Source organism: Acinetobacter sp. NIPH 298, from assembly GCF_000369505.1.
Taxonomy (GTDB): Bacteria; Pseudomonadota; Gammaproteobacteria; order Pseudomonadales; family Moraxellaceae; genus Acinetobacter.
In genome coordinates this window covers 305,561-331,515 of the sequence record NZ_KB850054.1, presented here as the reverse complement: position 1 = coordinate 331,515, position 25,955 = coordinate 305,561, and the positions used below count along the sequence as shown (strand labels likewise).

The window sequence follows — 25,955 nt, the reverse complement described above, 5'->3', positions numbered from 1 at the left end:
TTTTTATTTCACTTCACGTAACGGAGCATTACATATTACTCACTTTAAATTCAAGCACTTCATCCCTATTATCTCTTTAACTGAAATTGAAGAGATACGCCATGCGTGTAGATATTTGGTCAGATGTGGTCTGCCCTTTTTGTTATATCGGTAAAAAACGTCTTGAGCATGTTGCAGCAGAAGCTGGAATCGAACTTGATATTCACTGGCATAGTTTTGAACTCGATCCAGATGCGCCAGCAAAACATGACACATCCAATACAGAACGTTTAGCCAAAAAATATGGTCGAAGCTATGCTGAGATGGAAGAAATGGAACGCAATATTGCGGCCATGGCTGCTGAGGAAGGCATCGACTTTCAATGGCAAAAAGCCAATTCAGGCAATAGTTTTAATGCACATCGTATTATTCATCTCGCGCAAAGCAAAGGCATGGGCAATGAAGCAAAAGAAGCTTTCTTTCATGCCTATATGACCGAAGGTTTAGCCATTGGTGAACGTGAAGTGGTTGAAGAAATTGCTTCACGGATTGGCTTAGACAATGCTGAAGTCGAATATGTTTTGGACTCAGATGAATTGGCTGATTTTGTTCGCCACGATGAAAAGATTGCACATGAACAATTGAAGGTAACAGGTGTTCCCTTTTTTGTTTTTGATCAAAAGCTCGCTCTTCCAGGTGCACAGCCTCGTGAGATCTTCTTACAAGCACTACAAAAAGCTCAATCAACATCTGAGCAAGAAATAGTATCCACTGATGCAGCACAGTGTCATGATGATCAATGTGAAATAAAGCCGCAATAACACCACTTATGGACAAGCTTCAAATCCAAGATTGAAGCTTGTCTTGTTCCGTATAAATTTGTCTATTTTCTATTTATTTCAATATTTTATCTTAGATAATTAACCCATCTTCACTGAAAGTGATCTTTTTGCCATGCTTTTTAGCGATTGATTTGTGCAGCTGATCACAACTCATGTATAGATTTATAGATACCTTTCTATTTTATGATCTATTTATCCGATTTATTCTTTTAAAATGTTTCTATTTTTGATGCTAAAGCATGAACGACATCTCGATTTAACTGAGTCAAATGAGATTGCTTACTAACTCAAGTGCTATAGATTTTGCATTGTTTTCTTCTATAATTGTCATAATGTGACAATCTTTTGTGATGAAAATACACACATTACAGCCCGAATAGATCGTTAAATTTATGCAACAGACATCTATCTCGAATCGCTTATAGGATGAGCAAAAAATAGAAGCTCACCACTGGAAGCGACAACAACAAATTGTTAGAAATACGACGACTTAATTTTTTATCTAAAACAGGCTCAAGCCTATCTCTAAGGAAACAATAAATGGACGTATTAGAGAAAGCACTCTTGGTAGATGAGCTCCAGCATCTCATTGAAGGGCTCAATGATGATAAAACCTCACTGTTTGAAATTGCAAAATCAAAACAACGAATTAAAGACATTTGTGCCTCTTGTGACGATCCTACTTTTCAGGATCAAATCACGCCTTTTAAGGCATATATTCAAAATGAAGAGTTCTCAACGGACGAGTTGAGCAGCCACGGTTATGCCATGACTTATCGTGGTACTTATAATTTTATGGGGCGCGTAGAGAATGCTTTATTTGCCTCTGCGGATATGGGATGGGCTGCATTGCGTCAAGCCCAACATTGGCAAGTCTGGGTCATTCGCCCTGCTTTATCATTCCTTAAAAGCCCTTGGATGAATTCATCTCAGGATGCATTACAATGGCTAAAAAACCATGCCAGCGAATATGTTAAAACAGACCATGAACTACAACATTTGATTCCTGTTTTAGAGCCAATTAGCCAAAACTCAACCTCATCTTCAAGCTCAAATCAAAGCATTCACACCGATCCTTTATCCTTAATAAAAGAAGAAACGGCTCAGTTTCAGTCACAACTCGACGCGATTATCCAAGAGAGGATTCAACCCGTCTCAGCCCCAAAAACAACAGCTGTGAAAGCGAACCTTAAACAGACCACAGCGACGTCTAGCAATCTAAATAAAGCGAAACCCGTTGCACTGAATGATTTTAATTTAGATGGATTAGTTTGCCGCTTAGAGCGGATTAATGCGCGCACCTTCCCCTCGTTATATCGTGTTGACTTACACAATGAGATTGATCAAAACATCAAAATTGATTGGTTATATTTAAAAGCTGAAAATGACGTTCAGCCTGTATGGGAATCAGCACAGATTTTCATTGCAGAACAACTCTATGCACAAGGTCAATTTTCGCATTATGTGGTGCTGATTGGTACGCACAGCATCGAGTATGCCATTTCAGTCCTACAATCCTATACAAATCCTCTGCATACTCAAACCAGCTCGATTCATCAAACCCACTGGATTAACTTTAAGCAACATTATCATCAACATGAAAGTTTGTTTAATCAATGCATCATGAATGGAATATTGATCTGGCAACGTGATCAACGTGTTTATCCATATATCCCAGCTTCATTTGTGAATACGCAAAAATTCATTCCATTTGAAGAAACTTCGGCAACTTTTTTGACCCCTGTGATTTTATTAAGAGAGCGTCATAAAATTCGTGTGATTCATGGTGCTGAACGGATTAAGCTCTCCAATGAAGACCAAGCTTATCCTTATCTGTTATTGGACCGCGCCGATGGTTATACATGGCAGTTGATCCGCCAAGCTATTAGCCGCTTACCTCAACCGATTTCAGTACATGACTTATACCAAGCACTGGAAAGTAGTGCGCTATCAGAATCAACCTAGCATTGAGCGTATACAAAGCAAAAACCCTCCTATCTATCATCGACCCTACGAGATTTTCTCCGCATTTTAGGTGATAGATTTTGAGTGTACTAAGTCATTCTGTTGACTCACCTTTTATACGATTAAATTGCAGTTTTTTGTGATTATTACTTGATTTTATAGGTCGAATCATCAAGAGTTAAAAACAAGAACAATACATAAGCTTGCACCATGACAATTTCCCAAAGAACGGTATCACCTCATCTCTTTTATACGATACTCACCCTGTCCTGCGGGTTCGTGAGTATGGCAAATGCCGCTGAAGCAACGCCACAGCAGCCAAGCAACAACATGCAAACATCAAATGGGAAAAATACTGAAAGCGTTTTGAACTATATTCCCAAGTGGGTTGATGCAACACCGACTATTCTTCCAGAACAATCTAGTCAACCTGTTGTACCTCCCGTTTCAGAAACAGAGGAACGAACCTGGGTTGATCGCAAGCAACGTGATATCAGAGAATGGGCTGATCGAACCTCAGTTAAAATTGATGATTGGTTTGGTGAAGTCGATCCAGAGAAGCCTGCTTCTGCAACCATTCGGTTGATGCTCGACAATTATTGGAATGAATATGATAACTATGAAGTAAAACCACGTATCCGCGGTAAAATCAAACTACCCACACTGGAAAAAAGACTCAGCTTGGTGTTTGGTGATGATTCACTCGATGATGAGTTTGATAATCATATTTCCAGCACCAACCAACAGCCAAACCAAGATCCTGATAAACGATTCGACTCTAAGCAAAGCCGTGATAACAACGGCTCAGTCGCTTTACGCTTCTCCGACCTCTCTAAGAAACTGCCTTTTGAAACCAATGCCGATATTGGTCTGCGTTCAGGCAGTGATATTTATCTTCGTTTAAGAGCAAAAAAAGATTGGCAATTAAATAACGATTTTAGCTTCAATGCTGAGCAAATTTATCGCTATGGCAGTAAAAGTGAAAACTATCTTCGAACCAATTTAGAGCTTATCCATGCCCGTCCCAATCAAGCTTTTTTATCCAATCAGCTCAGCCTGACTTATGCAGATAAACAAGATGATGATTTACGTTGGGATAATCGAACCTTCCGTGAGCATCAGTTTTTTGCGCACAATCGTTTTAATTATGGCATTTATACGGGTGGTTATTACAATGACAATGACTTGCGCCTGAATAGCTGGGGGCCTTTCATTTCATGGAGACAACCACTGTGGCGTGAATGGTTTTATGTGCAAGGTGATCTCAATTATTTTAATGATCATCGTGAAGACAGAGACCACTATGTCCGTACCTTTGTTCGCCTTGAAACCTTATTTTAGTTTTGATGGAATTATCAACACAACTGTGGATAACTTTAATGTTATCCATAGATATAAAAAACTCTGCCGAAGCAGAGTTTTTTTATGAAAAACGTTTATTTCAATAACAAGCTATTAATGCGTTTTACGTACGCAGCAGGATCTTCAGGTAAACCGCCTTCTGCAATCACAGCTTGATCAAAAATCACATTGGCGAGATCATCAAACTGCGCAGAGCTCTCTAATTTCTTCACTAAAGGATGTTCAGGGTTAATTTCCAAGGTTGGTTTAATCTCAGGAACAGCCTGACCCGCTTGTTTCAGCATGCGAATAAGTTGTGGAGAAAGCTCACCTTCACTGGTCACCAAACATGCTGGAGAATCGACCAAACGTGTCGTGACACGTACTTCTTTGGTCTTGTCTTTTAACGATGTCGTTAAACGATCCACAACAGGTTTGAATTGTTCAGCTGCTTGTTCAAGTGCTTTTTTCTCGTCAGCATCTTGTAGATCACCTAAGTCTACCGCACCTTTAGAAACGTTCTGTAATGGCGTACCATCAAACTCAAATACAAAGTTCATCGCCCATTCATCAACACGGTCTGCCATGAGCAAAACTTCAATGCCCTTTTTCTTGAACAGTTCAAGTTGCGGCGAGTTTTTCGCTGCCATTAGGCTATCAGCAGTCACGTAATAGATGGCTTTTTGTCCCTCTTGCATACGTGCTTTATAATCAGCCAAAGACGTTGATATCTCATCATTGTTTGAAGTCGCATAACGTAATAACTTCAAGATACGATCACGATTTCCAGTATCTTCACCCAAACCTTCTTTCAGTACCGAACCAAATTCAGCATAGAACGTTTTGAACTTCTCTTGGTCTTTCTCATCTTCCGATTTCGCTAAACCATCGATCAAAGTCAGCACACGGCGCGCATTGCCTTCACGAATGGTTTTAACATCACGGCTTTCTTGCAATAATTCACGGCTGACGTTGAGTGGTAAATCAGCACTATCCACCACGCCTTGTACAAAACGTAAATAGTTTGGAATCAAATTATCCGCTTCATCCATGATGAAGACACGTTTGACGTAAAGCTTGATGCCAGCTTTGGCTTCACGGGTAAATAAATCTTGTTTGGCCTGACTCGGGATATAAAGCAACTGAGTATATTCAGTACTGCCTTCCACACGGTTATGTGCCCACGCCAACGGTTCAGCAAAATCATGGCTGAGATTCTTATAGAACTCGATGTATTGCTCATCACTGATTTCACTCTTACTGCGTGTCCATAGCGCACTAGCAGAGTTAATCGCTTCCCACTCATCACTCTTGACCATTTGACCGCCTTTCGGCTCTTCACCCTCGGCAACTTCTTCTTCCTGCCAGACTTCTTTTTGCATCTCAATTGGCAAGCTAATATGGTCAGAATACTTATTGATGATTTGCTTAACTTTCCACGACTCTAAATACTCAAGCGCATCATCACGTAGGTGCAGGATAATATCGGTACCGCGTGTCGCTTTATCGATGCTTTGAACTTCAAACTCACCTGTACCACCACTGATCCAACGTACCCCATCAGCAGCCTCTGAACCTGCTCGACGAGATTCAACCGTAATTTTATCAGCAACAATAAAACCTGAATAAAAACCCACACCAAACTGTCCAATCAACTGCGCATCAGATTTTTGATCGCCAGTCAGCTTAGACATAAAATCTTTGGTTCCCGATTTCGCAATCGTTCCCAAATTATCAATCGCTTCTTGTTGGCTTAAACCAATCCCATTATCAGAAATGGTCAGCGTTTTATGGTCTTTATCTAAAGTCACACGAACACGTAAGTTCGGATCATTTTCATAATATTCAGGATGATTGATTCCCTCAAAACGCAACTTATCACATGCATCAGAAGCATTTGAAATCAATTCGCGTAGGAAAATTTCAGGGTTGGAATAGAGAGAATGCGTCACTAAATGCAATAACTGAGCAACTTCAGCTTGGAAACTATAATTTTGTGATGCTTGTTCACTCATAAATCACTCCTTATCTGTGAGGCGTATTAAATTGGACTGATTTATGAATGGTGCATATCTTCAATTTTTCAATCCTTATTTTCTAATTTTTTTTATTCTTCTCTCCGTATTTTTTTGATACTTAAATTGCAAAAAACCCCACTAATCTGTGAGGTTTCTTTAAAGTATTTAATGATCTAATTTAAAACTTATAACTATAGCCAAGGGTATATACCATCGGATTAATATCTAAATCTGTCAATTTGGTATTGTTCAGCTTCACTTCTGGCTTCAATTGAGCATAGCGTGCATCAAAGAAGACTCCCCAATTTTTTGCATCAGCAGGCTGAAAAGTAAAACCTAACTGACCCGCAAAACCAAAATCCTCTTTCACTTTGATTTTTTCGCCTGATAACGGACCTACTGCTTTTTCATCCCAAGCAAGAAAAGCAGTACCGCCTACCCCAATATAAGGCGTAAAAGCAGTTGAGTTTTTAAAGTTATATTTCGCCGTAATTGTTGGCGGTAAATGTTTAAGCTTGACCACTTTCGTTCCGTCTAAAGAAACATCATGTGATATCGGTGTTGCAAGCAATAATTCAGCAGAAAAAGGCGTATCTCCAAAGAAATACTCAACAGACGGTGTAAATGCAAACTCATAATCCGCTTTTAACGTACCCACGCCCGCAACTGTTGTTTCATCCGTTGGTGCAATAACACTTGCCCCGACTTTAACTTGAAAACCACCCGCAAAAACAGTTGAAGACATCCCCAATAAAGTAACAATTAATAATTTTTTAAACATTTAAATGACCTCTTTAATAAAAATCTAACCGTGCTATTAATAATAATCATGGGTTTTTATTTTATGCAAGATGTATTAATTCCGACCAATTTGATTATATTTTTAAACAACTGATTAACAACAATATATATTTGTAAATATATGTAACAAACATCATACCCAACTTAATCACTCGGTTTAAACACATGAAAACCAAGCGTTTTTGTATGGATTCGCACAACAAAAAAATAAATCCACTACGTGATTTAAAAATCAAATAATGTAGTTTTATTTAAGAATAAAGCCTTGATAAAAACACAAGCAAAATCACATAAAAGACAAAAAATGTCACTTTATAACCAGATAATTAAATTAAAACCAAATTTTATAATCAACCATCGCACCATAATAAAAGTGATTCATTAGAAAACAAAAATATTATTTTAAGCATCGGTCATCTTTTTATTATTTCTTAATATTAAAAATGGCCCTAATTAGAGCCATTTTTGTATTAAAGAACCATCGCGGCGATCCAGCCAAAGACAATCAATGGAATATTAAAATGTATGAAGGTCGGTACAACCGTATCCCGCATATGGTCATGCTGACCATCGAGATTCAAACCTGATGTTGGACCCAAAGTTGAGTCCGATGCTGGAGAACCTGCATCACCTAATGCCGCAGCCGTACCAATCAATGCAATCGTTGCCATTGGGCTAAAGCCAAATTGCAAACATAACGGGACATAAATAATCGCAAGAATCGGCACCGTTGAAAATGAAGAACCGATCCCTAAAGTAATCAATAGCCCGACTAAAAGCATGACCAAAGCAGCGAGAGCTTTACTGTCACCAATCCAACCAGCAGTTGCTTTGACTAGATCAGGCACTTGATTGGTCGCCTCAATGACAGCAGCAAAACCTTGCGCAGCAATCATGGTAAATCCAACCAACGCCATCATTCGCATCCCACTGACGATGACATCATCAGCCTCTTTCCACTTAAAGATACCCGCACAACTTAATATGGCCACACCCACCAAGCCAGCAACAATCATCGAATCTGAATATAGCTGCACCGCAATGGTTGCAATAATCGCAAAGGCCGCCATCCATAAAGTAAAAGTGGCAATTTGAGGCGCTTGTTGCTGTTGAACCATCTCTCCGACAATACTACGTGTCACGTTATGTAAGGGTTTATCTTCATAAACACGCGGCTTACGGTAACTAATAAATACAGCAACCAGTAGACCTAAAAACATTCCCCCAACAGGAATCATCATCGCACGGGGAATCTGATCATTGCTGATCTGCAAGCCGTAGCCTTGACCAAAATGATTGATGTTATGTGCAAGGATATCATTTAAGAAAATTGCCCCAAATCCCATTGGCAGGAACATATAGGTTGCAACCAAACCGAAGGTCAGCACACTCGCAATTGCTCTACGGTCTAAGTGCAAGTGATTAAACACACTCAATAAAGGCGGAATTAAAACAGGAATAAATGCAATATGAACTGGAATGACATTTTGTGAGGCAATCGCAGCTAAGCCAACAGTGAAAAATATAAGAAATTTCACCTGTTTTTGAGCGCGAATGTCGGTATCATTTTTTAGAATTTTAACGAGTTTGTAGGCCAATAAATCAGGCAACCCAGAACGCGCCAAGGCCAAGGCAAATGCACCTAACACCCCATAGGCAAGTGCGATTTTCGCTCCGCCACCTAGACCATTATTAAATGCATCTAATGTTCCTTGTAACCCCAAACCAGCCAGTAAACCGCCTGTCAAAGCACCAATCACTAAAGCAAAAACAACAGGAACTCGGCCCAAGGAAAGACCGAACATGACAGCAACCGCAGCAAGAATTGCAAACATAACTTTGAACTAAATGAAACGAGGTCGCCATTTTAGCAGAGTTTAAATTCTGCGATTGCCATCACGTGATTTTTATTTATGCATTTTTCACGATAAATTGACGAATATAATCCGCAATTTTTTCGGGTTGGCTCAACACCGCCCAATGGTTGGCATCCAACTCAACATACTCAAAGTTTTCAACCCATTTCGGCATAGATTCCGTAATATATTCAGGGCTAACAAAAGCATCTCTTTTTAAGACAACAGCCTGTACAGGGCATTGAGCATAGCGTTGGCGCGGTTGAGTTAAAGACGGAATAAAATTAGCGCGGTATAGATTAATCCCATATTTGCCATCTGCCACAATATTTGCATTCAAAGGTAAATCTTGTTTTTTCTCTAGACCACTTAACACCTTGCCCCATTTCTCAGGACTAAACAAAGTCCATACCGTTGGTGCAAGTAGAGGTAAATGGAATGCGCCGATGTACCAAGATTTAGTCAACATTTTTAACACATGGCTCGGTGCTGATTTAAATTTTTCACGTAAATACAAAGATGCATGATCTAAGCAAGGCCCTGAAATCGTCGTATAAGACAATAAACGACCTTTTAATTTTGGTTCAGTCGCCGACTCCCATGATTGTAAAGAACCCCAATCATGCGCTGCCATATGAAAATTACGATTCGGTAATACCTGATCAACGACTTCTTGTAAATCTAATGATAGGCGCGGTAAACGATAGTCTTTAATGCGTTTCGGAATCGAAGATAAGCCTGCACCCCGTACATCATAGGTGACAACAAAATAATCATTCACCAGTTTTTCAATAATCGGTTCCCATACTTCTTGGTTGTCAGGATAGCCATGTACTAACACCAATGCTGGCTTTTTCTCATCACCCCATGTTTTTACACACAGCGTTTGCTGATCAGAGGTTGTTACAGTTTCTACTTGTACTTGCATAATTGTTTCCCATTTTGTTTTCAGACGGCTTGGTCGTTCAATCAGCCATTGCCAGCGATACTATAAAAATGATACTTATGCAGTATGAATTGAGTTGTAAGAAAAAAAATTGACCATGAAAAGCTTTTTCAAAAAAATTCGAACCATTCCTGTGGTTGCAAAATTTATGATCAACCACTACTCCCCGTATCGTGGTGCAGGAATTGCAATTGAGACCATGGATCTAGATAATTACCACATTCGAGTCAAAATGCCGCTTACCAGAAAAAATCGTAATATTGTGGGTACGCATTTTGGTGGTAGTTTATATTCGATGGTTGATCCGTTTTATATGCTAATCCTGATGCACCACCTCGGGCATAAATATATCATCTGGGATAAAAGCGCCACCATTAATTTTATATCACCCGGTCGCAATACGGTTTATGCAGATATTAAACTGAGTACCGTTGAAATTGCAGAAATTAAGCAATTGGCTGAAAATCATGAACCCGTGTTACGCCATTACACCTTAAATATCATCGATGACGCGGGTACACGCATTGCGGAAGTTGAGAAAGTTTTATACATCCGCCGTAAAAAGCCGAAAGCCACATCAAAATAAAAGCGCTTAAAAATAAAAAATGCCTGCACTTTATCGCTTGCAGACATTCTTATTCATCACATTTAAGGTTGTTGAAAGCTCCAAGAACTATTTCTTTTCTTGGATTGCTGCACCAGCACCACCACCGATCGCGCCACCAATCGCAGCACCCGAGTCGCCGCCAAAGATGGCTTTACCGACAACCGAGCCAATACCTGCACCGACGGCACTACTGGTCGTGGTCTTGCTACTACCACCTTGGGTATTTGCACCAACACCAGCACCTGCTGCCGCACCGACACCAGCACCGAGACCACCACCAACATGATTACCTACACCACCGCCTACAGCACCACCTAATGCAGCCGCACCAATACGTTGATCAGATGCACTCATATTTTGACAGCCTGTAAACATAACCGTAGACAACATAGCAGCAGAAATTAAAGCAATTGTTTTTTTCATGACCGTATTCACTCCTTCTGTTCTTATAAAAAGCATAGTCTTCTTTTATGAGTATTTTGATCATATTGTGTTATCACACTGTCCTAATCGATTGAAATTTTGTAAAGCACCTTCCCCCATTCAGCAATCCATCTCGCTAGAACTGCATAGCCCTGAGCCAATCAAGAGCCAAATCGAGCATAAGTTTAGTGGTTTAAATTTTGTTTAAAAATTTCTAAACATATTCATATTAGAACATGGCAGTTGTGCAAAGCGTATGACCTCCCGCAGTATTGATCCCATCATGCCGTCTGGCAATAGTCCTATTGCTATATCTCCTCTAACTAAAAAAAGCCCTTATCAATGATAAGAGCTTGTTTAATTTTAGGCTTTTGTTCTGTACTAAACTGTACGACTAGTACTTACCCTTTTTTTCGCCATACGCAGCACCAGCACTACCACCTAGTGCACCACCTGTTGCCGCACCAGCTTCACCACCTAATACTGCACCACCTAGCCATGCACCTACGCCAGCACCTATCGCACTGTTACGTGTATTCTTACTATTCGCACCTTTTGTATTCGCTGCAACACCAGCTCCAACAGCTGCACCAAGGCCTGCACCCAAATTACCACCTAGATTTTTACCTACAGCACCGCCTGCACCACCGCCAATTGCTGCAGCACCGATACGTTTACTTTCTGGACTTGCGTGCTGACAACCTGCCAAGATTGTCGTTGACATAAGCACAACACCCGTAAGCATCATCATTTTTTTCATTGGAACTACTCCTCTCTTTCTATGCAATAAGATAGTCATGTTTCATGAAGTATCTATTCAGATCCGGTAATGAAACATTAACGCTCTGAGGTGTTTTTGTAAGGCTTTGCTCTCATTTTCTCCACAAAAAAAGACACCCGAAGGTGTCTTTTTTGATTTAGCTAGAACTTAGAATTGATCAGAGTTCAACGCTTGGCTAAATGCTTGGTCAACTTCACTAAAGTCATTGTGAAGTTCTAATTCAGCAGCTTCAGCTTCTTGACGACGACGTTCTAAGTGATACGCAAGACCCGTACCCGCTGGGATCAAACGACCCACAACCACGTTTTCTTTCAAGCCACGTAAGTCATCTTCTTTACCTGTTACAGCCGCTTCAGTTAACACACGTGTTGTTTCCTGGAACGATGCAGCAGAAATAAATGAGTCAGTAGAAAGCGATGCTTTGGTAATACCCATTAATAAACGCTCAAACTTCGCAGAGAATTTATTCTGAGCAGACACCGCTTGGTTCTCTTGAACAACGCGAATGTAATCCACTTGCTCGCCTTTGATGAAGCTGGTATCACCACCCTCAGTAATATCAACTTTACGCAACATTTGACGTACGATAACTTCAATGTGCTTATCGTTGATTTTTACACCTTGGAGACGATATACATCTTGAACTTCGTTCACGATGTAGTTGGTCAATGCCACTTCACCTTTCAAACGTAAGATGTCATGCGGGTTCTGCGGGCCATCAGAAATGGTTTCACCACGATTCACATGTTCGCCTTCAAACACGTTAATGGTACGCCATTTCGGAATAAGCTCTTCGTAAATCTCAGAACCATCATCTGGTGTAATCACCAAACGGTTCTTACCTTTAGTCTCTTTACCAAAACTTACAACACCTGACACTTCAGCCAAGATTGCATGCTCTTTCGGCTTACGTGCTTCGAACAAATCAGCTACACGCGGTAGACCACCGGTAATATCACGTGTACGTGAAGTTTCTTGTGGTACACGACCAAGTACATCACCGACACCAATCGTTGCACCATCACGAACGGTTACGATCGTGTTTTGTGGTAAGAAGTAGAACTGTTCACCACCATCGGTTGTATCCAACACGATTGCAGGACGCAAATCTTTACCAGAAGCAGGACGTGCTGTAACTGGTAAGATTTCAACAGTGGTCATACCTGTTGCATCATCTGTTTTAGAGGTTGCAGTCACACCATCAGCGATTTGGCTGAAACGTGCTTTACCAGCAACTTCTGTCACAAGTGGATGAGTATGTGGATCCCAAGTCGCAACGATACCACCGGCTTCTACAGACTCGCCATCTTTCAACAAGATGCTTGCACCGTAAGGAAGTTTATAGCGCTCACGCTCACGACCTAAGTCATCCGCAATACCAATTTCACCTGAACGAGAAACTGAAACCAAGTGACCTTTGTTGTGTTCAACTGTTTTCACATTGTGGAAACGTACAGTACCTTTATTACGGACTTGAACACTGTTTGCAGCAGATGTTCGGCTCGCAGCACCACCGACGTGGAAGGTACGCATCGTTAACTGTGTACCTGGTTCACCGATTGACTGTGCAGCCATTACACCAACAGACTCACCTGGGTTCACCAAGTGACCACGTGCAAGATCACGACCATAACAACGTGCACATACACCGAAGGTAGATTCACATGCAATCACTGAACGCACTTTAACTTCATCGACACCCGCTTCTTCAAGCTGAGCAGCGATTTTCTCATCGATTAACGTACCACGTGGCAATACCACTTCATCATCAGACGCACGACGTACATCTTCAGCTGTCACACGACCCAATACGCGATCGCGTAATGGCTCAATCACGTCACCACCTTGAATGAATGGTGTCATCACTAAACCGCCAGCTGTACCACAATCAGGCTCAGTAATCACCAAATCTTGTGCTACATCGACTAGACGACGCGTTAAGTAACCAGAGTTTGCAGTTTTCAATGCAGTATCGGCCAAACCTTTACGTGCACCATGTGTTGAAATGAAGTACTGAAGTACGGTCAAACCTTCACGGAAGTTTGCTTTAATCGGTGTTTCAATGATCGAACCATCTGGTTTCGCCATCAAACCACGCATACCAGCAAGCTGACGAATCTGCGCCGCACTACCACGGGCACCAGAGTCAGACATCATATAAATTGAGTTAAATGATTTCTGCTTCTCATCAACACCGTCACGGTTTTTAACCGTAACAAAAGACAAGTTGTCCATCATTGCTTTCGCAACTTGGTCATTGGTACGTGCCCAAATATCGACAACCTTGTTGTAACGTTCACCAGCAGTTACGAAACCTTGCTCAAACTGTTGTTCGATTTCACGAACTTCTGTTTCAGCTTTATCGATAATCGTATACTTGGTTGGTGGAATCAACATGTCTTCCATACCGACTGATACACCTGAACGCGTCGCTTGACGGAAGCCCAAATACATCAATTGGTCAGCGAAGATAACGGTATCTTTCAAACCAAGTTTACGGTAACAAGAGTTGATCAACTTAGAGATGTTTTTCTTGGTCATCTCAAGGTTAATCGATTCAAAGCTTAAACCTTGTGGAACAACTTCCCACAACAAGCAACGACCAGGCGTGGTATCAACAATAATGGTTTGTTGTTCACGTTGACCATTTTCATCGATTACTGTTTGATGTACACGTACTTTTACGCGTGCATGAATCGCAACTTGACCAGTTGCCAACGCACGGTTTACTTCGTGTGTATCCGCAAACATCATGCCTTCACCTTTAGCATTTACCGCATCACGTGTGATGTAGTAAAGACCCAAGACAACGTCCTGAGAAGGAACGATGATCGGCTCACCATTTGCAGGTGACAAGATGTTGTTGGTTGACATCATCAAGGCACGAGCTTCTAACTGTGCTTCAAGCGTCAATGGAACGTGTACCGCCATTTGGTCACCATCGAAGTCGGCGTTAAACGCAGCACATACGAGTGGGTGGAGACGGATCGCTTTACCTTCGATCAGAATAGGTTCAAATGCTTGAAGACCTAGACGGTGAAGTGTTGGCGCACGGTTCAACATCACTGGATGTTGACGAATTACAGAGGCTAGAACGTCCCAGACTTCAGGTGTTTCACGCTCAACCATTTTCTTCGCAGCTTTAATGGTTGTAGCCTGACCTGATGCTTGTAATTTTGCGAAAATAAATGGCTTGAATAATTCAAGTGCCATTTTCTTCGGAAGACCACATTGGTGAAGACGTAAAGTAGGACCAACAGTAATAACCGAACGACCAGAATAGTCAACACGCTTACCAAGCAAGTTCTGACGGAAACGACCTTGTTTACCTTTGATCATATCAGCCAAAGATTTCAATGGACGTTTGTTCGAACCAGTAATCGCACGACCACGACGACCGTTGTCTAACAACGCATCGACAGACTCTTGCAACATACGTTTTTCGTTACGCACGATAATGTCTGGTGCTGATAGGTCAAGTAGACGCTTCAAACGGTTGTTACGGTTAATCACACGACGATAAAGATCATTCAAGTCAGACGTCGCAAAACGACCACCTTCAAGTGGTACAAGTGGACGAAGATCTGGTGGAAGTACTGGAAGTACTGTCAACACCATCCATTCTGGCTTGTTGTTTGAATCTTTGAAAGCTTCCATCAATTTCAAACGCTTAGACGCTTTTTTAAGTTTCGTCTCAGAGGTTGTTTGAGGAATTTCTTCACGCAAACGTGCAATTTCAGCTTCAAGATCGATATCTTTCAATAGATCTTGGATTGCTTCAGCACCCATTTTTGCAGTGAATTCATCGCCATGTTCTTCAAGCGCATTGAAGTATTCTTCGTCTGTTAAAAGTTGATACTTTTCAAACGGAGTCATGCCTGGATCTGTAACGACATATGATTCAAAATACAAGACGCGTTCGATGTCACGTAATGTCATATCAAGTAACAAACCGATGCGGCTTGGCAATGATTTTAAGAACCAAATATGCGCAACTGGCGAAGCAAGATCAATGTGACCCATGCGCTCACGACGTACTTTAGCAGTCGTAACCTCGACGCCACATTTTTCACAAATGACGCCTTTATATTTCATACGCTTGTATTTGCCACACAAGCATTCGTAATCTTTAACTGGACCAAAGATTTTGGCACAGAACAAACCATCACGTTCAGGTTTAAAAGTACGGTAATTAATGGTTTCTGGTTTTTTTACTTCACCGTGAGACCATGACTTAATCATTTCTGGTGACGCAAGACCAATACGGATACGGTCAAATTCAACAGGTGCATGACCTTCTGAATCCGTTTTCTTACGCATGATATCGAGCAAGTCTTTCAATTTTTTTCTCCGTGTGTCAGGGAGCTAAGCTCGCCCGACTGGGTCACAAATATTGTTTTTTAACTGAATAATCCTCCCTCAGTCCCTCCTTTTTCTAAGGAGGGAAGCTCCAACCCTTTCAAGTGGGAACTCCCCCCTTTCGTAAAGGGGGCTCGGGGGATTAATGGCTAATTAGTCACCATTTTTCAGTTCAATGTTGATACCTAAAGAACGGATCTCTTTGGTCAATACGTTGAACGATTCAGGCATACCCGGATCCATATAATGGTTACCATCTACAATATTCTTATAGATGCGAGTACGACCTTCGACGTCATCCGATTTCACAGTGAGCATTTCTTGGAGTGTATATGCTGCACCATATGCTTCAAGTGCCCAGACTTCCATCTCACCAAAACGCTGACCACCGAATTGTGCTTTACCACCAAGCGGCTGCTGTGTCACAAGCGAGTAAGAACCAGTTGAACGTGCGTGCATTTTGTCATCAACCAAGTGGTTCAATTTGAGCATATACATGTAACCAACAGTTACAGGACGGTCAAACTGTTCACCTGTACGGCCATCAAACAAAGTCTGTTGACCAGAACGCGGCAATTCAGCAAGTTCAAGTAATTCTTTAATTTGGCTTTCTTCAGCGCCATCAAACACTGGTGTTGCCAAAGGAACACCTGCACGTAAGTTACCTGCAAGTTTCAACACTTCTTCATCAGTTAAGCTATCAAGATCTTCTTGCTCGCCACCAACTTTGTTGTAAATCTTATCAAGGAACAAACGAAGTTCAGCAACGGTACGTTGTTGTTGCAGCATCTTATCGATCTGTTCGCCTAAACCTTTTGCCGCCAAGCCCAAATGGGTTTCAAGAATCTGACCCACGTTCATACGCGACGGTACACCCAATGGGTTCAATACGATGTCAACAGGTACACCATTGGCATCATGTGGCATATCTTCAACAGGTAAGATGTTAGAGACAACACCCTTGTTCCCGTGACGACCCGCCATCTTATCACCCGGTTGGATACGACGTTTCACTGCAAGGTAAACCTTAACAACTTTTAATACACCCGTTGTTAATTCATCACCTGTAGAGAGTTTGCGTTTCTTCTCAGCAAATTTTTCATCAATCTCGATACTCTTCTCTTTCAAGAATACCTGAATTTGAGTCAAACGTTCAGCGATTGCTTCATCTGTTGGTTGGATTTCTAACAAATCAACCAGCTCTAAACCAGACAACATATCTTCTGCAAGTTTATCGCCGCGCTTCGTTGTACCGCCACCATTAGACTCTTTGCCTTTCAACAAGCGAACAATACGTTCACGTGCTGCTTCTTCAAAGATTTTGTATTCTTCTTTCAAATCTTTACGGTAAGCATCAAGCTGTGCTTTTTCAATCGCTTGTGCACGATCATCTTTTTCCAAACCATCACGCGTAAAGACTTGAACATCGATCACTGTACCTTTGGTACCAGATGGAACGCGTAAAGATGAATCTTTTACGTCAGCTGCTTTTTCGCCAAAGATAGCACGAAGTAATTTTTCTTCAGGTGTTAACTGTGTTTCACCTTTAGGTGTTACTTTACCAACAAGGATGTCACCTGCTGTAACTTCAGCACCGATATAAACAATACCAGACTCATCCAACTTAGAAAGCGCTGCTTCACCAACGTTAGGAATATCGGCAGTGATTTCTTCTGCACCTAACTTGGTATCACGTGCGACACATGACAATTCTTGGATATGAATCGAAGTTAAACGGTCTTCTTGAAGCACACGCTCTGAAAGTAAGATCGAGTCTTCGTAGTTATAACCGTTCCATGTCATGAACGCGACGCGCATGTTTTGACCAAGCGCAAGCTCACCCATGTCCGTCGATGGACCATCAGCCAAGATATCACCACGCGCAACTTTGTCGCCCATGTTTACGATAACATTTTGGTTGATACAGGTATTTTGGTTCGAACGGGTATATTTGATCAGGTTGTAGATATCTACACCTGCTTCACCAGCAATCATTTCATCTTCGTTTACACGAATAACGATACGTGAGGCATCAACATACTCAATCGCACCACCACGGTTTGCGATCACACACACACCAGAGTCACGCGCTACGTTTGCTTCCATACCCGTACCAACAAGCGGCTTGTCAGCACGTAACGTTGGAACTGCCTGACGCTGCATGTTTGAACCCATCAATGCACGGTTCGCATCATCGTGTTCAAGGAACGGAATCAATGACGCTGCAACAGAAACAACCTGCTGTGCAGATACATCCATATGAGTGACACGCTCAGGTGACATACGAACGAAATCACCCTGATGACGTACAGAAACCATTTCTTCAGTCAAAGTACCTTCTTTATCAATTGCTGAATCGGCCTGTGCAATAACAGTACCTACTTCTTCAATCGCAGATAAATACTCAACCGCATCAGTAACACGACCATCTACAACTTTACGGTAAGGTGTTTCTAAGAAACCAAAGTTGTTTGTTTTTGCATAAACAGAAAGCGAGTTGATCAAACCAATGTTTGGACCTTCAGGCGTTTCAATTGGACAAACACGACCATAATGCGTTTGATGTACGTCACGAACCTCAAAGCCCGCACGTTCACGTGTCAAACCACCAGGCCCAAGCGCTGATACACGACGTTTGTGTGTAATCTCAGATAATGGGTTGTTTTGATCCATGAACTGAGACAATTGGCTTGAACCAAAGAATTCTTTGATCGCAGCAGCAACTGGTTTTGCGTTGATCAAATCCTGTGGAGACAGGTTATCCGCTTCAGCTTGGCTTAAACGCTCTTTAACAGCACGCTCAACACGTACTAAACCAACACGGAATTGGTTTTCTGTCATTTCACCAACAGAACGTACGCGACGGTTACCCAAGTGGTCGATATCGTCGACTTCACCTTTACCGTTACGGATTTCAACCAATGTACGAAGTACATCAATGATATCGTCGTGCGATAAAATACCTTCAACTTCACGAGACTTTTGATCAGTACCGACTTCATATGGACGACCCAAACGACGGTTAAACTTCATACGACCAACAGGCGACAAGTCATAACGCTCAGAAGAGAAGAATAAGTTATTAAATAAATTATCTGCAGCTTCTTTCGTCGGTGGCTCACCTGGACGCATTACTTTGTAAATTTCAACGAGTGCTTCTTCACGCCCCGTTGTCGTATCTGCACGTAAGGTGTCAGCAATAAAAGAACCACGGTCGATATCGTTAGTAAATAAGATGTTAAATTGCTTAACACCGCCTTCAGCCAACTTCACCATCACTTCATGGCTTAACAAGGTATTTGCAGCAATCACCTCACCATCTTTTAATGGGATATCTTCAGCGGTGATACGCTCATACAAGTATTCATCAGGTACAGAAAGCTTGGCTAAGTTAGCCGCTTCCATTTGACGTACGTGACGCGCATTAATACGTTTACCTTGCTCTACAATCACTTTGCCGTCATTGTCTGCAATATCAAACTGCGCCATTTCTCCGCGCAAGCGATCTGGAATGAGGTCAATTTGATAGCTACCCATATCAAGATATACAGGTACTTTTTCGTAGAACAAATTCAAAATTTGCGCATTGCTATAATTTAAAGCACGTAAAATCACAGTCGCCAACAATTTACGACGACGGTCAATACGTACAAACACAAGATCTTTTGCGTCAAATTCAAAGTCTAACCATGAACCACGGTAAGGGATAATACGTGCTGAATACAACACTTTACCACTTGAGTGAGTTTTACCCTTGTCATGGTCAAAGAACACACCTGGCGAACGGTGTAACTGAGATACGATCACACGCTCAGTACCATTGATAACGAAAGTACCGTTATCGGTCATGAGTGGCATTTCACCCATGTACACTTCTTGCTCACGAACGTCTTTAATTGATTTCGTTTCACGATCTTTAATGATCAAACGAATTTTTACGCGCATTGGTGCTGCATAAGTCGAACCACGTAAAATACATTCACGCACGTCAAACTCAGGCTTACCAAGACTATACTCAACAAATTCTAAAGCAGCATTGCCAGAATAACTTTCAATAGGAAAAACTGAACGAAATGCGGCTTGGAGACCGATATCTTCGCGGTTCTTTGGAGTTTTGCCACCTTGTAAAAACGTACGGTACGAATCGACTTGAATCGAAAGTAAATACGGTGCTTCCATCACTTGGGGCAATTTACCAAAATTCTTACGGATCCGTTTCTTTTCGGTATATGAGTATGCCATCTGGAGTCCTCGGGAAGTAAACTAAGCCCGCCTGCAGAACGGGCCTAGAAGGATTACGCAGGCCGATATGGCCACCACTGTTTACAAATGCTGCAATTTTTAGTGGTATTAAAACGCTTAACAATATTTTTATAAGCAAAAAACATTGTTAAGCGTTTGATATTAGTCTTTTTATTGCAAAAACCCGCATATTATATGCGAAACTAACAAAAAACGAGCCGATTATTGTAACGCAAAAAGGCTGATGACCCAAGAGCCATCAGCCATTTTTTGGAGCCGATTATCAAAAAAACCGACTCCCTACAGTATTACTTAAGTGTAACTGTAGCGCCAGCAGCTTCAAGCTTAGTCTTAAGCTCTTCGCCTTCTTCTTTAGAAACGCCTTCTTTAAGAACAGCTGGAGCGCCTTCAACAAGATCTTTCGCTTCTTTAAGACCAAGACCAGTCGCTTCACGTACTGCTTTAATTACTGCAACTTTGTTCGCGCCGAAAGAAGTCAACTCAACGTTGAATTCAGTTTGCTCTTCAGCAACAGCAGCAGCAGGACCAGCAGCTACAGCTACAGCAGCAGCAGATACGTTGAATTTTTCTTCGAAAGCAGAAATAAGTTCAACAAGCTCAAGAACAGTTTTTTCAGCAACTGCGTTTAGGATTTCTTCGTTTGTTAAAGCCATGAGAGTAACTCCAAATGGGTATTGAATGGTGTGAAAGTAGATTTAAACTTAAGCAGCTTCTGACTCGTTTTTCTCTTGAAGCGCTGTAAGTAAGCGACCCAATTTCGAAATAGGAGCTTGAAGAACAGAGGCAAGCATAGTAAGCGCTTTTTCTTGGTTCGGAAGATTTGCGATAACGCTAATGTCTGCACCTTGATAAACTTTGCCATCAAATGCGGCAGCCTTTAATTCAAATGCTTTATTAGTTTTAGCAAATTCTTCGAACAAGCGTGCAGCTGCACCCATATCGTCTTCAGAAGTTGAGAATGCTAAGATTGTTGGACCAACAAGGTCGTCATTCAAGATAGCGAATGGCGTATCTTGAAGAGCACGTTTAGCCAAAGTATTACGTACAACACGTGTAGCAACACCTAACTTACGAGCTTCAACACGGAGAGCAGTTAATTGCTCAACCGTTAAACCTTGGTAGTCAGCAACAACGGCAGCGAACGCTGTAGAAGCAATTTCACTTACTTCAGCAACGATCTGTTTTTTGTCTTCGATAAGAAGAGCCATTGTAAAACCTCCTAACGGTGATTTATGTACTCAAATGAGTACACTCCCAATTCGCAAGTCTTATTCAGACTTACACGCGGAGGAGGAATAAATCACACCACCGCGTCTACTCAGACTGGATTTTTAAGAAGAATATTCGAAAATATTCCTCGCCTGAGGTCTTTGACGCTGATAAATATTTATTTATCAATTCAAAGTTTGCCTAAGTTTGCAAGTAGTCCGAAACCGGTTTCTCTTGCGCAATATTTGAAGCAGTGCTTCAAATATTACTCAGGGCTTTAAAATTCTTTTCTAAATTATTTAGAAATATTGCTTACGTCAACGATCAAACCAGGACCCATAGTAGAGCTCAAAGTGATCTTTTTAACGTATACGCCTTTAGATGTTGCAGGTTTTAACTTTTTCAAGTCTGCAATCAAAGCTTCAACGTTTTGACGTACAGCTTCTTCGCTAAAGCCAAGTTGACCGATCGCAGCGTGGATAATACCCGCTTTGTCGACACGGTAACGTGCTTGACCAGATTTAGCGTTTTTAACTGCATTCGCAACATCAGGAGTCACCGTACCCACTTTAGGGTTTGGCATTAAGCCACGAGGACCAAGAATCGTACCAAGCTTACCTACAACACGCATAGCGTCAGGTGCAGCAATGACAACGTCAAAGTCAAGATTACCTTTCTGAATGCTTTCAGCTAAGTCTTCAAAACCAACGATATCAGCGCCTTCAGCTTTAGCAGCTTCAGCAGCAGCACCTTGTGCAAACACTGCAACACGTACAGTTTTACCAGTACCCGCAGGTAAAGTTGTCGCACCACGAACCACTTGATCAGATTTACGTGGATCAACCCCAAGGTTTACCGCTACATCTAGAGATTCTTTGAACTTAGCAGCTGGAAGGCTGTTGAGCACTTGTACTGCTTCTTCCAAAGTGTAAACTTTGTTTGCTTCTACAGCAGCAGCAATGGCTTTTTGACGTTTAGTTAACTTTGCCATGTCTTATAGCTCCACTTCCAAGCCCATAGAACGTGCAGAACCAGCGATGGTACGAACACGAGCGTCTAAATCAGCACCAGTTAAATCTGGTTCTTTAGTAGTCGCGATTTCTTCTAGTTGAGCACGAGTCAACTTACCCACTTTAGTTTTGTTAGGTACAGCTGAACCCTTTTGAATACCAGCAGCTTTCTTAAGAAGAATAGATGCAGGTGGAGTTTTCATGATGAAAGTGAACGACTTGTCGTTGTACACAGTAATCACAACAGGAATCGGCAAACCAACTTCAAGTTTTTGTGTAGCAGCATTGAATTCTTTACAGAATGCCATGATGTTTACACCACGTTGACCCAAAGCAGGACCAATTGGTGGAGATGGATTTGCTTTACCAGCTGGGACTTGCAGCTTGATATAGCCGTCAATCTTCTTAGCCATTAAAAATTACCTCTGGGTACAAACGCCGTTAGGCTCCCCAAAAATCAAGTAACGCCAAAGCATTACAACAACAATGCCCGACAAAATCGGGCGCTTTCCAACCAACTCAAATTAAATCGTTTTTTCGACTTGGCGAAACTCGAGTTCAACCTGAGTAGGTCGATTAAATACATTAATCGTCAACGTTAAACGTGACTTCTCGTATTGTACTTCCTCCACGACCCCTTTAAAGTCAGTGAACGGACCATCAATAACGAGTAATTCTTCACCTGGCTCAAACATCGTCTTAGGACGAGGCGCTTCACCAAGATTACGTACACGAGCAAGAATTGCATCTGCTTCACGCTGTGTGATTGGTGCTGGTTTTTCTGGTGTTCCACCAATAAAACCAAGAACCTTTGGACACTCTTTTACGATGTGCCAAGTATCATCATTCATTTCCATTTCGACTAACACATAGCCAGGAAAGAATTTACGTTCAGACTTGCGCTTCTTTCCGTCCTTCATTTCCACTACTTCTTCAGTAGGAACAAGGACTTCACCAAAGCTATCAGCTACTGTGCTACGTTGAATTCGTTCATTAAGTGAACGCATTACTTGTTTTTCAAAACCTGAATAGGCATGAATAATATACCAACGTTTCATTGCGCTCTTACCCGATAATTAACTTAATAAACCAGCCTAACCCGTAATCAAAACACCACAATACAATTGCTGTTACAATTACAACCAAAAGCACTTGCCACGAGGTCGTGATCGTCTCTTGTTTTGTCGGCCAAGCCACTCGACGTAGTTCTATTCGCGCATCTTGCAATAAACGCACAAAGCCCTTACCTTGATGGGTGGCGTATAATAAACCTAAAGCGACGACGATACAAGCCAAAATTACCCCGATGCGCACCCAAATATCATTTGCGGGTGCCCAATGGGCTGGCAAATACTGATTTACCATTGCTGAACCAATCAATAAAGCTAGAGCAATCAACCATAAGACGATATCTAATGGAGAGCCCGAGCGCACAACTTCTGCAGCATTATTTCTTTGGGGAATTGGCGCGTCGCTTAATGCGTCACGCGATTTATCATTCGACATTTTTTTACTCGTCGTAGAATTCGCGACTTATTATATGACAACTTAGCCAGAATCAAGCTTTTTTATTTAAAAAAAGTGGCAGGTCAGGAGGGACTCGAACCCCCAACATTCGGTTTTGGAGACCGACGCTCTACCAATTGAACTACTGACCTATTATGCAAATCGAAAGCCGAAGCTTCCGATTTGAATCGCATATCGTATTATGCAGTTACTTTCGCAACAACACCAGCACCTACAGTACGACCACCTTCACGAATCGCAAAACGTAGACCTGGGTCCATTGCGATTGGGTGAATTAATTCTACTGACATTTCAACGTTGTCACCTGGCATAACCATTTCAACGCCGTCTTGTAATTGGATTGCGCCAGTTACGTCAGTTGTACGGAAGTAGAACTGTGGACGGTAACCATTTAAGAATGGAGTATGACGACCACCTTCTTCTTTAGAAAGTACATATACTTCTGCGTCGAATTTAGTGTGCGGCTTGATCGTACCTGGCTTAGCAAGTACTTGACCACGTTGTACGTCTTCACGCTTAGTACCACGAAGAAGAACACCACAGTTCTCGCCAGCACGACCTTCGTCAAGCAATTTACGGAACATTTCAACGCCAGTTACAGTCGTCACAACAGTGTCACGAATACCAACAATTTCAACTGATTCGCCAACTTTAACGATACCAGATTCTACACGGCCAGTTACAACTGTACCACGACCAGAAATCGAGAATACATCTTCGATTGGCATTAGGAATGCTTTGTCGATTGCACGCTCTGGCTCTGGAATGTAAGAGTCAAGTGCAGCAACTAAGTCGATTACAGCTTGTTCGCCATAAGGACCGTCGTTACCGTTTAATGCTTGAAGCGCTGAACCACGGATGATTGGAGTGTCATCACCTGGGAAGTCATAAGTAGAAAGAAGTTCACGAACTTCCATTTCTACTAATTCAAGTAATTCTTCATCATCAACAAGGTCACACTTGTTTAAGAATACGATGATGTACGGTACACCAACCTGACGTGAAAGTAGGATGTGTTCACGAGTTTGTGGCATAGGACCATCAGTCGCAGCACATACAAGGATCGCGCCGTCCATCTGAGCAGCACCAGTAATCATGTTTTTAACATAATCGGCGTGGCCCGGGCAGTCTACGTGAGCGTAGTGACGGATTGGAGAATCGTATTCTACGTGTGATGTATTAATGGTAATACCACGTGCTTTTTCTTCAGGAGCTGAGTCGATTTGTGAGTAATCTTTCGCTTCACCGCCGTAAGTTTTTGCACAAATAGTTGCAATCGCAGCAGTTAAAGTTGTTTTACCATGGTCAACGTGACCAATTGTACCCACGTTTACGTGTGGTTTATTACGTTCAAACTTAGCCTTAGCCATTTGACTTTCCTCGTTTACGTCGACACCAGTTTAGAGAAAACAACCCTGAAACACTTTTCTTATCGACATTCGCCTAAAAAAACTAAACACCCAATACTTGAAAAGCAGACTATAATAGCCTGCTTCTTTAAATCTTTTGTAGAAAATCTACTAAGCTGTATATCTGGAGCTCTTATCGAGATTTGAACTCGAGACCTCTCCCTTACCAAGGGAGTGCTCTACCACTGAGCTATAAGAGCGATGTCTTCGATAATAATGGAGCGGGAGACGAGGTTCGAACTCGCGACATGCAGCTTGGAAGGCTGCCACTCTACCAACTGAGTTACTCCCGCATGTTGGTACTTACCACTTCAATCGAAGCTAAATGGTGGTGAGAGAAGGATTCGAACCTTCGAAACTTTCGTAGCAGAGTTACAGTCTGCCCCCTTTGACCGCTCGGGAATCTCACCACATCACACTTACACAGTGCTGTTCTTTACTCAAAATATCAAAACCTTAAGATGGTGCCGGCACACGGATTCGAACTGTGGACCTACTGATTACAAGTCAGTTGCTCTACCAACTGAGCTATGCCGGCGTTTCTTAGTGTTTCGTACGTTTCGTATCGGAACGGTGTGCAGTTTAGCAAAACTTACACATGATGCAAGCAGTTTTTTTA

The 25,955-nt window shown here is 41.8% G+C and carries 19 protein-coding genes and 5 tRNA genes; 4 read left to right on the top strand and 20 right to left on the bottom strand.

The window, feature by feature from the left end; translation table 11 throughout:
* Positions 1-101: 101 nt before the first annotated feature.
* From F903_RS03935 to F903_RS03925, 3 genes are all read left to right on the top strand, one after another.
* Complete coding sequence (locus tag F903_RS03935; protein WP_005194728.1) at positions 102-800, top strand: DsbA family oxidoreductase; 699 nt, start codon at positions 102-104, stop codon at positions 798-800.
* Between the two features lie 561 nt (positions 801-1,361).
* Positions 1,362-2,786, top strand: a complete 1,425-nt coding sequence (locus tag F903_RS03930; protein WP_005194727.1) for a hypothetical protein — start codon at positions 1,362-1,364, stop codon at positions 2,784-2,786.
* A gap of 210 nt (positions 2,787-2,996) precedes the next feature.
* Complete coding sequence (locus F903_RS03925; RefSeq protein WP_005194726.1) at positions 2,997-4,127, top strand: hypothetical protein; 1,131 nt, start codon at positions 2,997-2,999, stop codon at positions 4,125-4,127.
* Positions 4,128-4,222: 95 nt separating this feature from the next.
* Here F903_RS03925 and htpG read toward each other — a convergent pair whose 3' ends face one another.
* From htpG to F903_RS03905, 4 genes are all read right to left on the bottom strand, one after another.
* Positions 4,223-6,142: a molecular chaperone HtpG gene (htpG, locus tag F903_RS03920; protein ID WP_005194724.1), complete on the bottom strand. Its 1,920-nt coding sequence runs from the start codon at positions 6,140-6,142 to the stop codon at positions 4,223-4,225.
* 181 nt (positions 6,143-6,323) lie between these two features.
* Entirely contained in the window at positions 6,324-6,926 is a 603-nt protein-coding gene (locus tag F903_RS03915) for an OmpW/AlkL family protein (protein ID WP_005194722.1), read from the bottom strand.
* Positions 6,927-7,416: 490 nt separating this feature from the next.
* A complete protein-coding gene (locus F903_RS03910; RefSeq protein ID WP_005194720.1) occupies positions 7,417-8,781 on the bottom strand; it encodes a Na+/H+ antiporter family protein in 1,365 nt (454 codons plus the stop codon).
* A gap of 76 nt (positions 8,782-8,857) precedes the next feature.
* Positions 8,858-9,730 (bottom strand): alpha/beta fold hydrolase, encoded by an 873-nt coding sequence (locus F903_RS03905; RefSeq protein ID WP_004668279.1) that lies wholly within the window; start codon positions 9,728-9,730, stop codon positions 8,858-8,860.
* Between the two features lie 115 nt (positions 9,731-9,845).
* Between F903_RS03905 and F903_RS03900 the strand changes: the two genes are divergently transcribed.
* Positions 9,846-10,334: a DUF4442 domain-containing protein gene (locus F903_RS03900; protein WP_005194719.1), complete on the top strand. Its 489-nt coding sequence runs from the start codon at positions 9,846-9,848 to the stop codon at positions 10,332-10,334.
* A gap of 87 nt (positions 10,335-10,421) precedes the next feature.
* On the opposite strand, the gene F903_RS03895 is transcribed toward F903_RS03900, so the two are convergent.
* From F903_RS03895 to F903_RS03820, 16 genes are all read right to left on the bottom strand, one after another.
* Entirely contained in the window at positions 10,422-10,778 is a 357-nt protein-coding gene (locus F903_RS03895; RefSeq protein WP_005194718.1) for a YMGG-like glycine zipper-containing protein, read from the bottom strand.
* 394 nt (positions 10,779-11,172) lie between these two features.
* Positions 11,173-11,538, bottom strand: a complete 366-nt coding sequence (locus F903_RS03890) for a hypothetical protein (RefSeq protein WP_004668275.1) — start codon at positions 11,536-11,538, stop codon at positions 11,173-11,175.
* 168 nt (positions 11,539-11,706) lie between these two features.
* Positions 11,707-15,900: a DNA-directed RNA polymerase subunit beta' gene (gene rpoC / locus F903_RS03885; RefSeq protein ID WP_004668274.1), complete on the bottom strand. Its 4,194-nt coding sequence runs from the start codon at positions 15,898-15,900 to the stop codon at positions 11,707-11,709.
* Positions 15,901-16,071: 171 nt separating this feature from the next.
* Positions 16,072-20,160: a DNA-directed RNA polymerase subunit beta gene (gene rpoB / locus F903_RS03880; protein ID WP_004668270.1), complete on the bottom strand. Its 4,089-nt coding sequence runs from the start codon at positions 20,158-20,160 to the stop codon at positions 16,072-16,074.
* 308 nt (positions 20,161-20,468) lie between these two features.
* Entirely contained in the window at positions 20,469-20,834 is a 366-nt protein-coding gene (rplL, locus tag F903_RS03875) for a 50S ribosomal protein L7/L12 (RefSeq protein WP_004668267.1), read from the bottom strand.
* A gap of 48 nt (positions 20,835-20,882) precedes the next feature.
* Positions 20,883-21,389, bottom strand: coding sequence for a 50S ribosomal protein L10 (rplJ, locus tag F903_RS03870; RefSeq protein ID WP_004668265.1), 507 nt, complete (start codon positions 21,387-21,389; stop codon positions 20,883-20,885).
* Between the two features lie 296 nt (positions 21,390-21,685).
* A complete protein-coding gene (gene rplA / locus F903_RS03865) occupies positions 21,686-22,381 on the bottom strand; it encodes a 50S ribosomal protein L1 (protein WP_004668264.1) in 696 nt (231 codons plus the stop codon).
* 3 nt (positions 22,382-22,384) lie between these two features.
* Positions 22,385-22,813, bottom strand: coding sequence for a 50S ribosomal protein L11 (gene rplK, locus F903_RS03860; protein WP_004668262.1), 429 nt, complete (start codon positions 22,811-22,813; stop codon positions 22,385-22,387).
* Positions 22,814-22,924: 111 nt separating this feature from the next.
* Positions 22,925-23,458 (bottom strand): transcription termination/antitermination protein NusG, encoded by a 534-nt coding sequence (gene nusG / locus F903_RS03855; protein ID WP_004668261.1) that lies wholly within the window; start codon positions 23,456-23,458, stop codon positions 22,925-22,927.
* Positions 23,459-23,465: 7 nt separating this feature from the next.
* The gene (gene secE, locus F903_RS03850; protein WP_004668260.1) at positions 23,466-23,906 is read right to left on the bottom strand and encodes a preprotein translocase subunit SecE; all 441 of its coding nucleotides are present in this window, start codon (positions 23,904-23,906) and stop codon (positions 23,466-23,468) included.
* 76 nt (positions 23,907-23,982) lie between these two features.
* Positions 23,983-24,058 (bottom strand) — tRNA-Trp (locus tag F903_RS03845).
* Between the two features lie 48 nt (positions 24,059-24,106).
* Positions 24,107-25,297 (bottom strand): elongation factor Tu, encoded by a 1,191-nt coding sequence (tuf, locus tag F903_RS03840; RefSeq protein ID WP_005194714.1) that lies wholly within the window; start codon positions 25,295-25,297, stop codon positions 24,107-24,109.
* Positions 25,298-25,461: 164 nt separating this feature from the next.
* Positions 25,462-25,536: transfer RNA gene (locus F903_RS03835), tRNA-Thr, on the bottom strand.
* A gap of 17 nt (positions 25,537-25,553) precedes the next feature.
* A tRNA-Gly gene (locus tag F903_RS03830) sits at positions 25,554-25,629 on the bottom strand.
* A 33-nt stretch (positions 25,630-25,662) separates the two neighbouring features.
* Positions 25,663-25,746, bottom strand: a tRNA-Tyr gene (locus F903_RS03825).
* 52 nt (positions 25,747-25,798) lie between these two features.
* Positions 25,799-25,874 (bottom strand) — tRNA-Thr (locus F903_RS03820).
* Positions 25,875-25,955: the final 81 nt, after the last annotated feature.

Bases quoted from the DNA above. Each gene is read 5' to 3' on its own strand.
- F903_RS03935 (WP_005194728.1), top strand. From the start codon at position 102: ATGCGTGTAGATATTTGGTCAGATGTGGTCTGCCCTTTTTGTTATATC.
- F903_RS03930 (WP_005194727.1), top strand. From the start codon at position 1,362: ATGGACGTATTAGAGAAAGCACTCTTGGTAGATGAGCTCCAGCATCTC.
- F903_RS03925 (WP_005194726.1), top strand. From the start codon at position 2,997: ATGACAATTTCCCAAAGAACGGTATCACCTCATCTCTTTTATACGATA.
- htpG (WP_005194724.1), bottom strand. From the start codon at position 6,142: ATGAGTGAACAAGCATCACAAAATTATAGTTTCCAAGCTGAAGTTGCT.
- F903_RS03915 (WP_005194722.1), bottom strand. From the start codon at position 6,926: ATGTTTAAAAAATTATTAATTGTTACTTTATTGGGGATGTCTTCAACT.
- F903_RS03910 (WP_005194720.1), bottom strand. From the start codon at position 8,781: ATGTTTGCAATTCTTGCTGCGGTTGCTGTCATGTTCGGTCTTTCCTTG.
- F903_RS03905 (WP_004668279.1), bottom strand. From the start codon at position 9,730: ATGCAAGTACAAGTAGAAACTGTAACAACCTCTGATCAGCAAACGCTG.
- F903_RS03900 (WP_005194719.1), top strand. From the start codon at position 9,846: ATGAAAAGCTTTTTCAAAAAAATTCGAACCATTCCTGTGGTTGCAAAA.
- F903_RS03895 (WP_005194718.1), bottom strand. From the start codon at position 10,778: ATGAAAAAAACAATTGCTTTAATTTCTGCTGCTATGTTGTCTACGGTT.
- F903_RS03890 (WP_004668275.1), bottom strand. From the start codon at position 11,538: ATGAAAAAAATGATGATGCTTACGGGTGTTGTGCTTATGTCAACGACA.
- rpoB (WP_004668270.1), bottom strand. From the start codon at position 20,160: ATGGCATACTCATATACCGAAAAGAAACGGATCCGTAAGAATTTTGGT.
- rplL (WP_004668267.1), bottom strand. From the start codon at position 20,834: ATGGCTTTAACAAACGAAGAAATCCTAAACGCAGTTGCTGAAAAAACT.
- rplJ (WP_004668265.1), bottom strand. From the start codon at position 21,389: ATGGCTCTTCTTATCGAAGACAAAAAACAGATCGTTGCTGAAGTAAGT.
- rplA (WP_004668264.1), bottom strand. From the start codon at position 22,381: ATGGCAAAGTTAACTAAACGTCAAAAAGCCATTGCTGCTGCTGTAGAA.
- rplK (WP_004668262.1), bottom strand. From the start codon at position 22,813: ATGGCTAAGAAGATTGACGGCTATATCAAGCTGCAAGTCCCAGCTGGT.
- nusG (WP_004668261.1), bottom strand. From the start codon at position 23,458: ATGAAACGTTGGTATATTATTCATGCCTATTCAGGTTTTGAAAAACAA.
- secE (WP_004668260.1), bottom strand. From the start codon at position 23,906: ATGTCGAATGATAAATCGCGTGACGCATTAAGCGACGCGCCAATTCCC.
- tuf (WP_005194714.1), bottom strand. From the start codon at position 25,297: ATGGCTAAGGCTAAGTTTGAACGTAATAAACCACACGTAAACGTGGGT.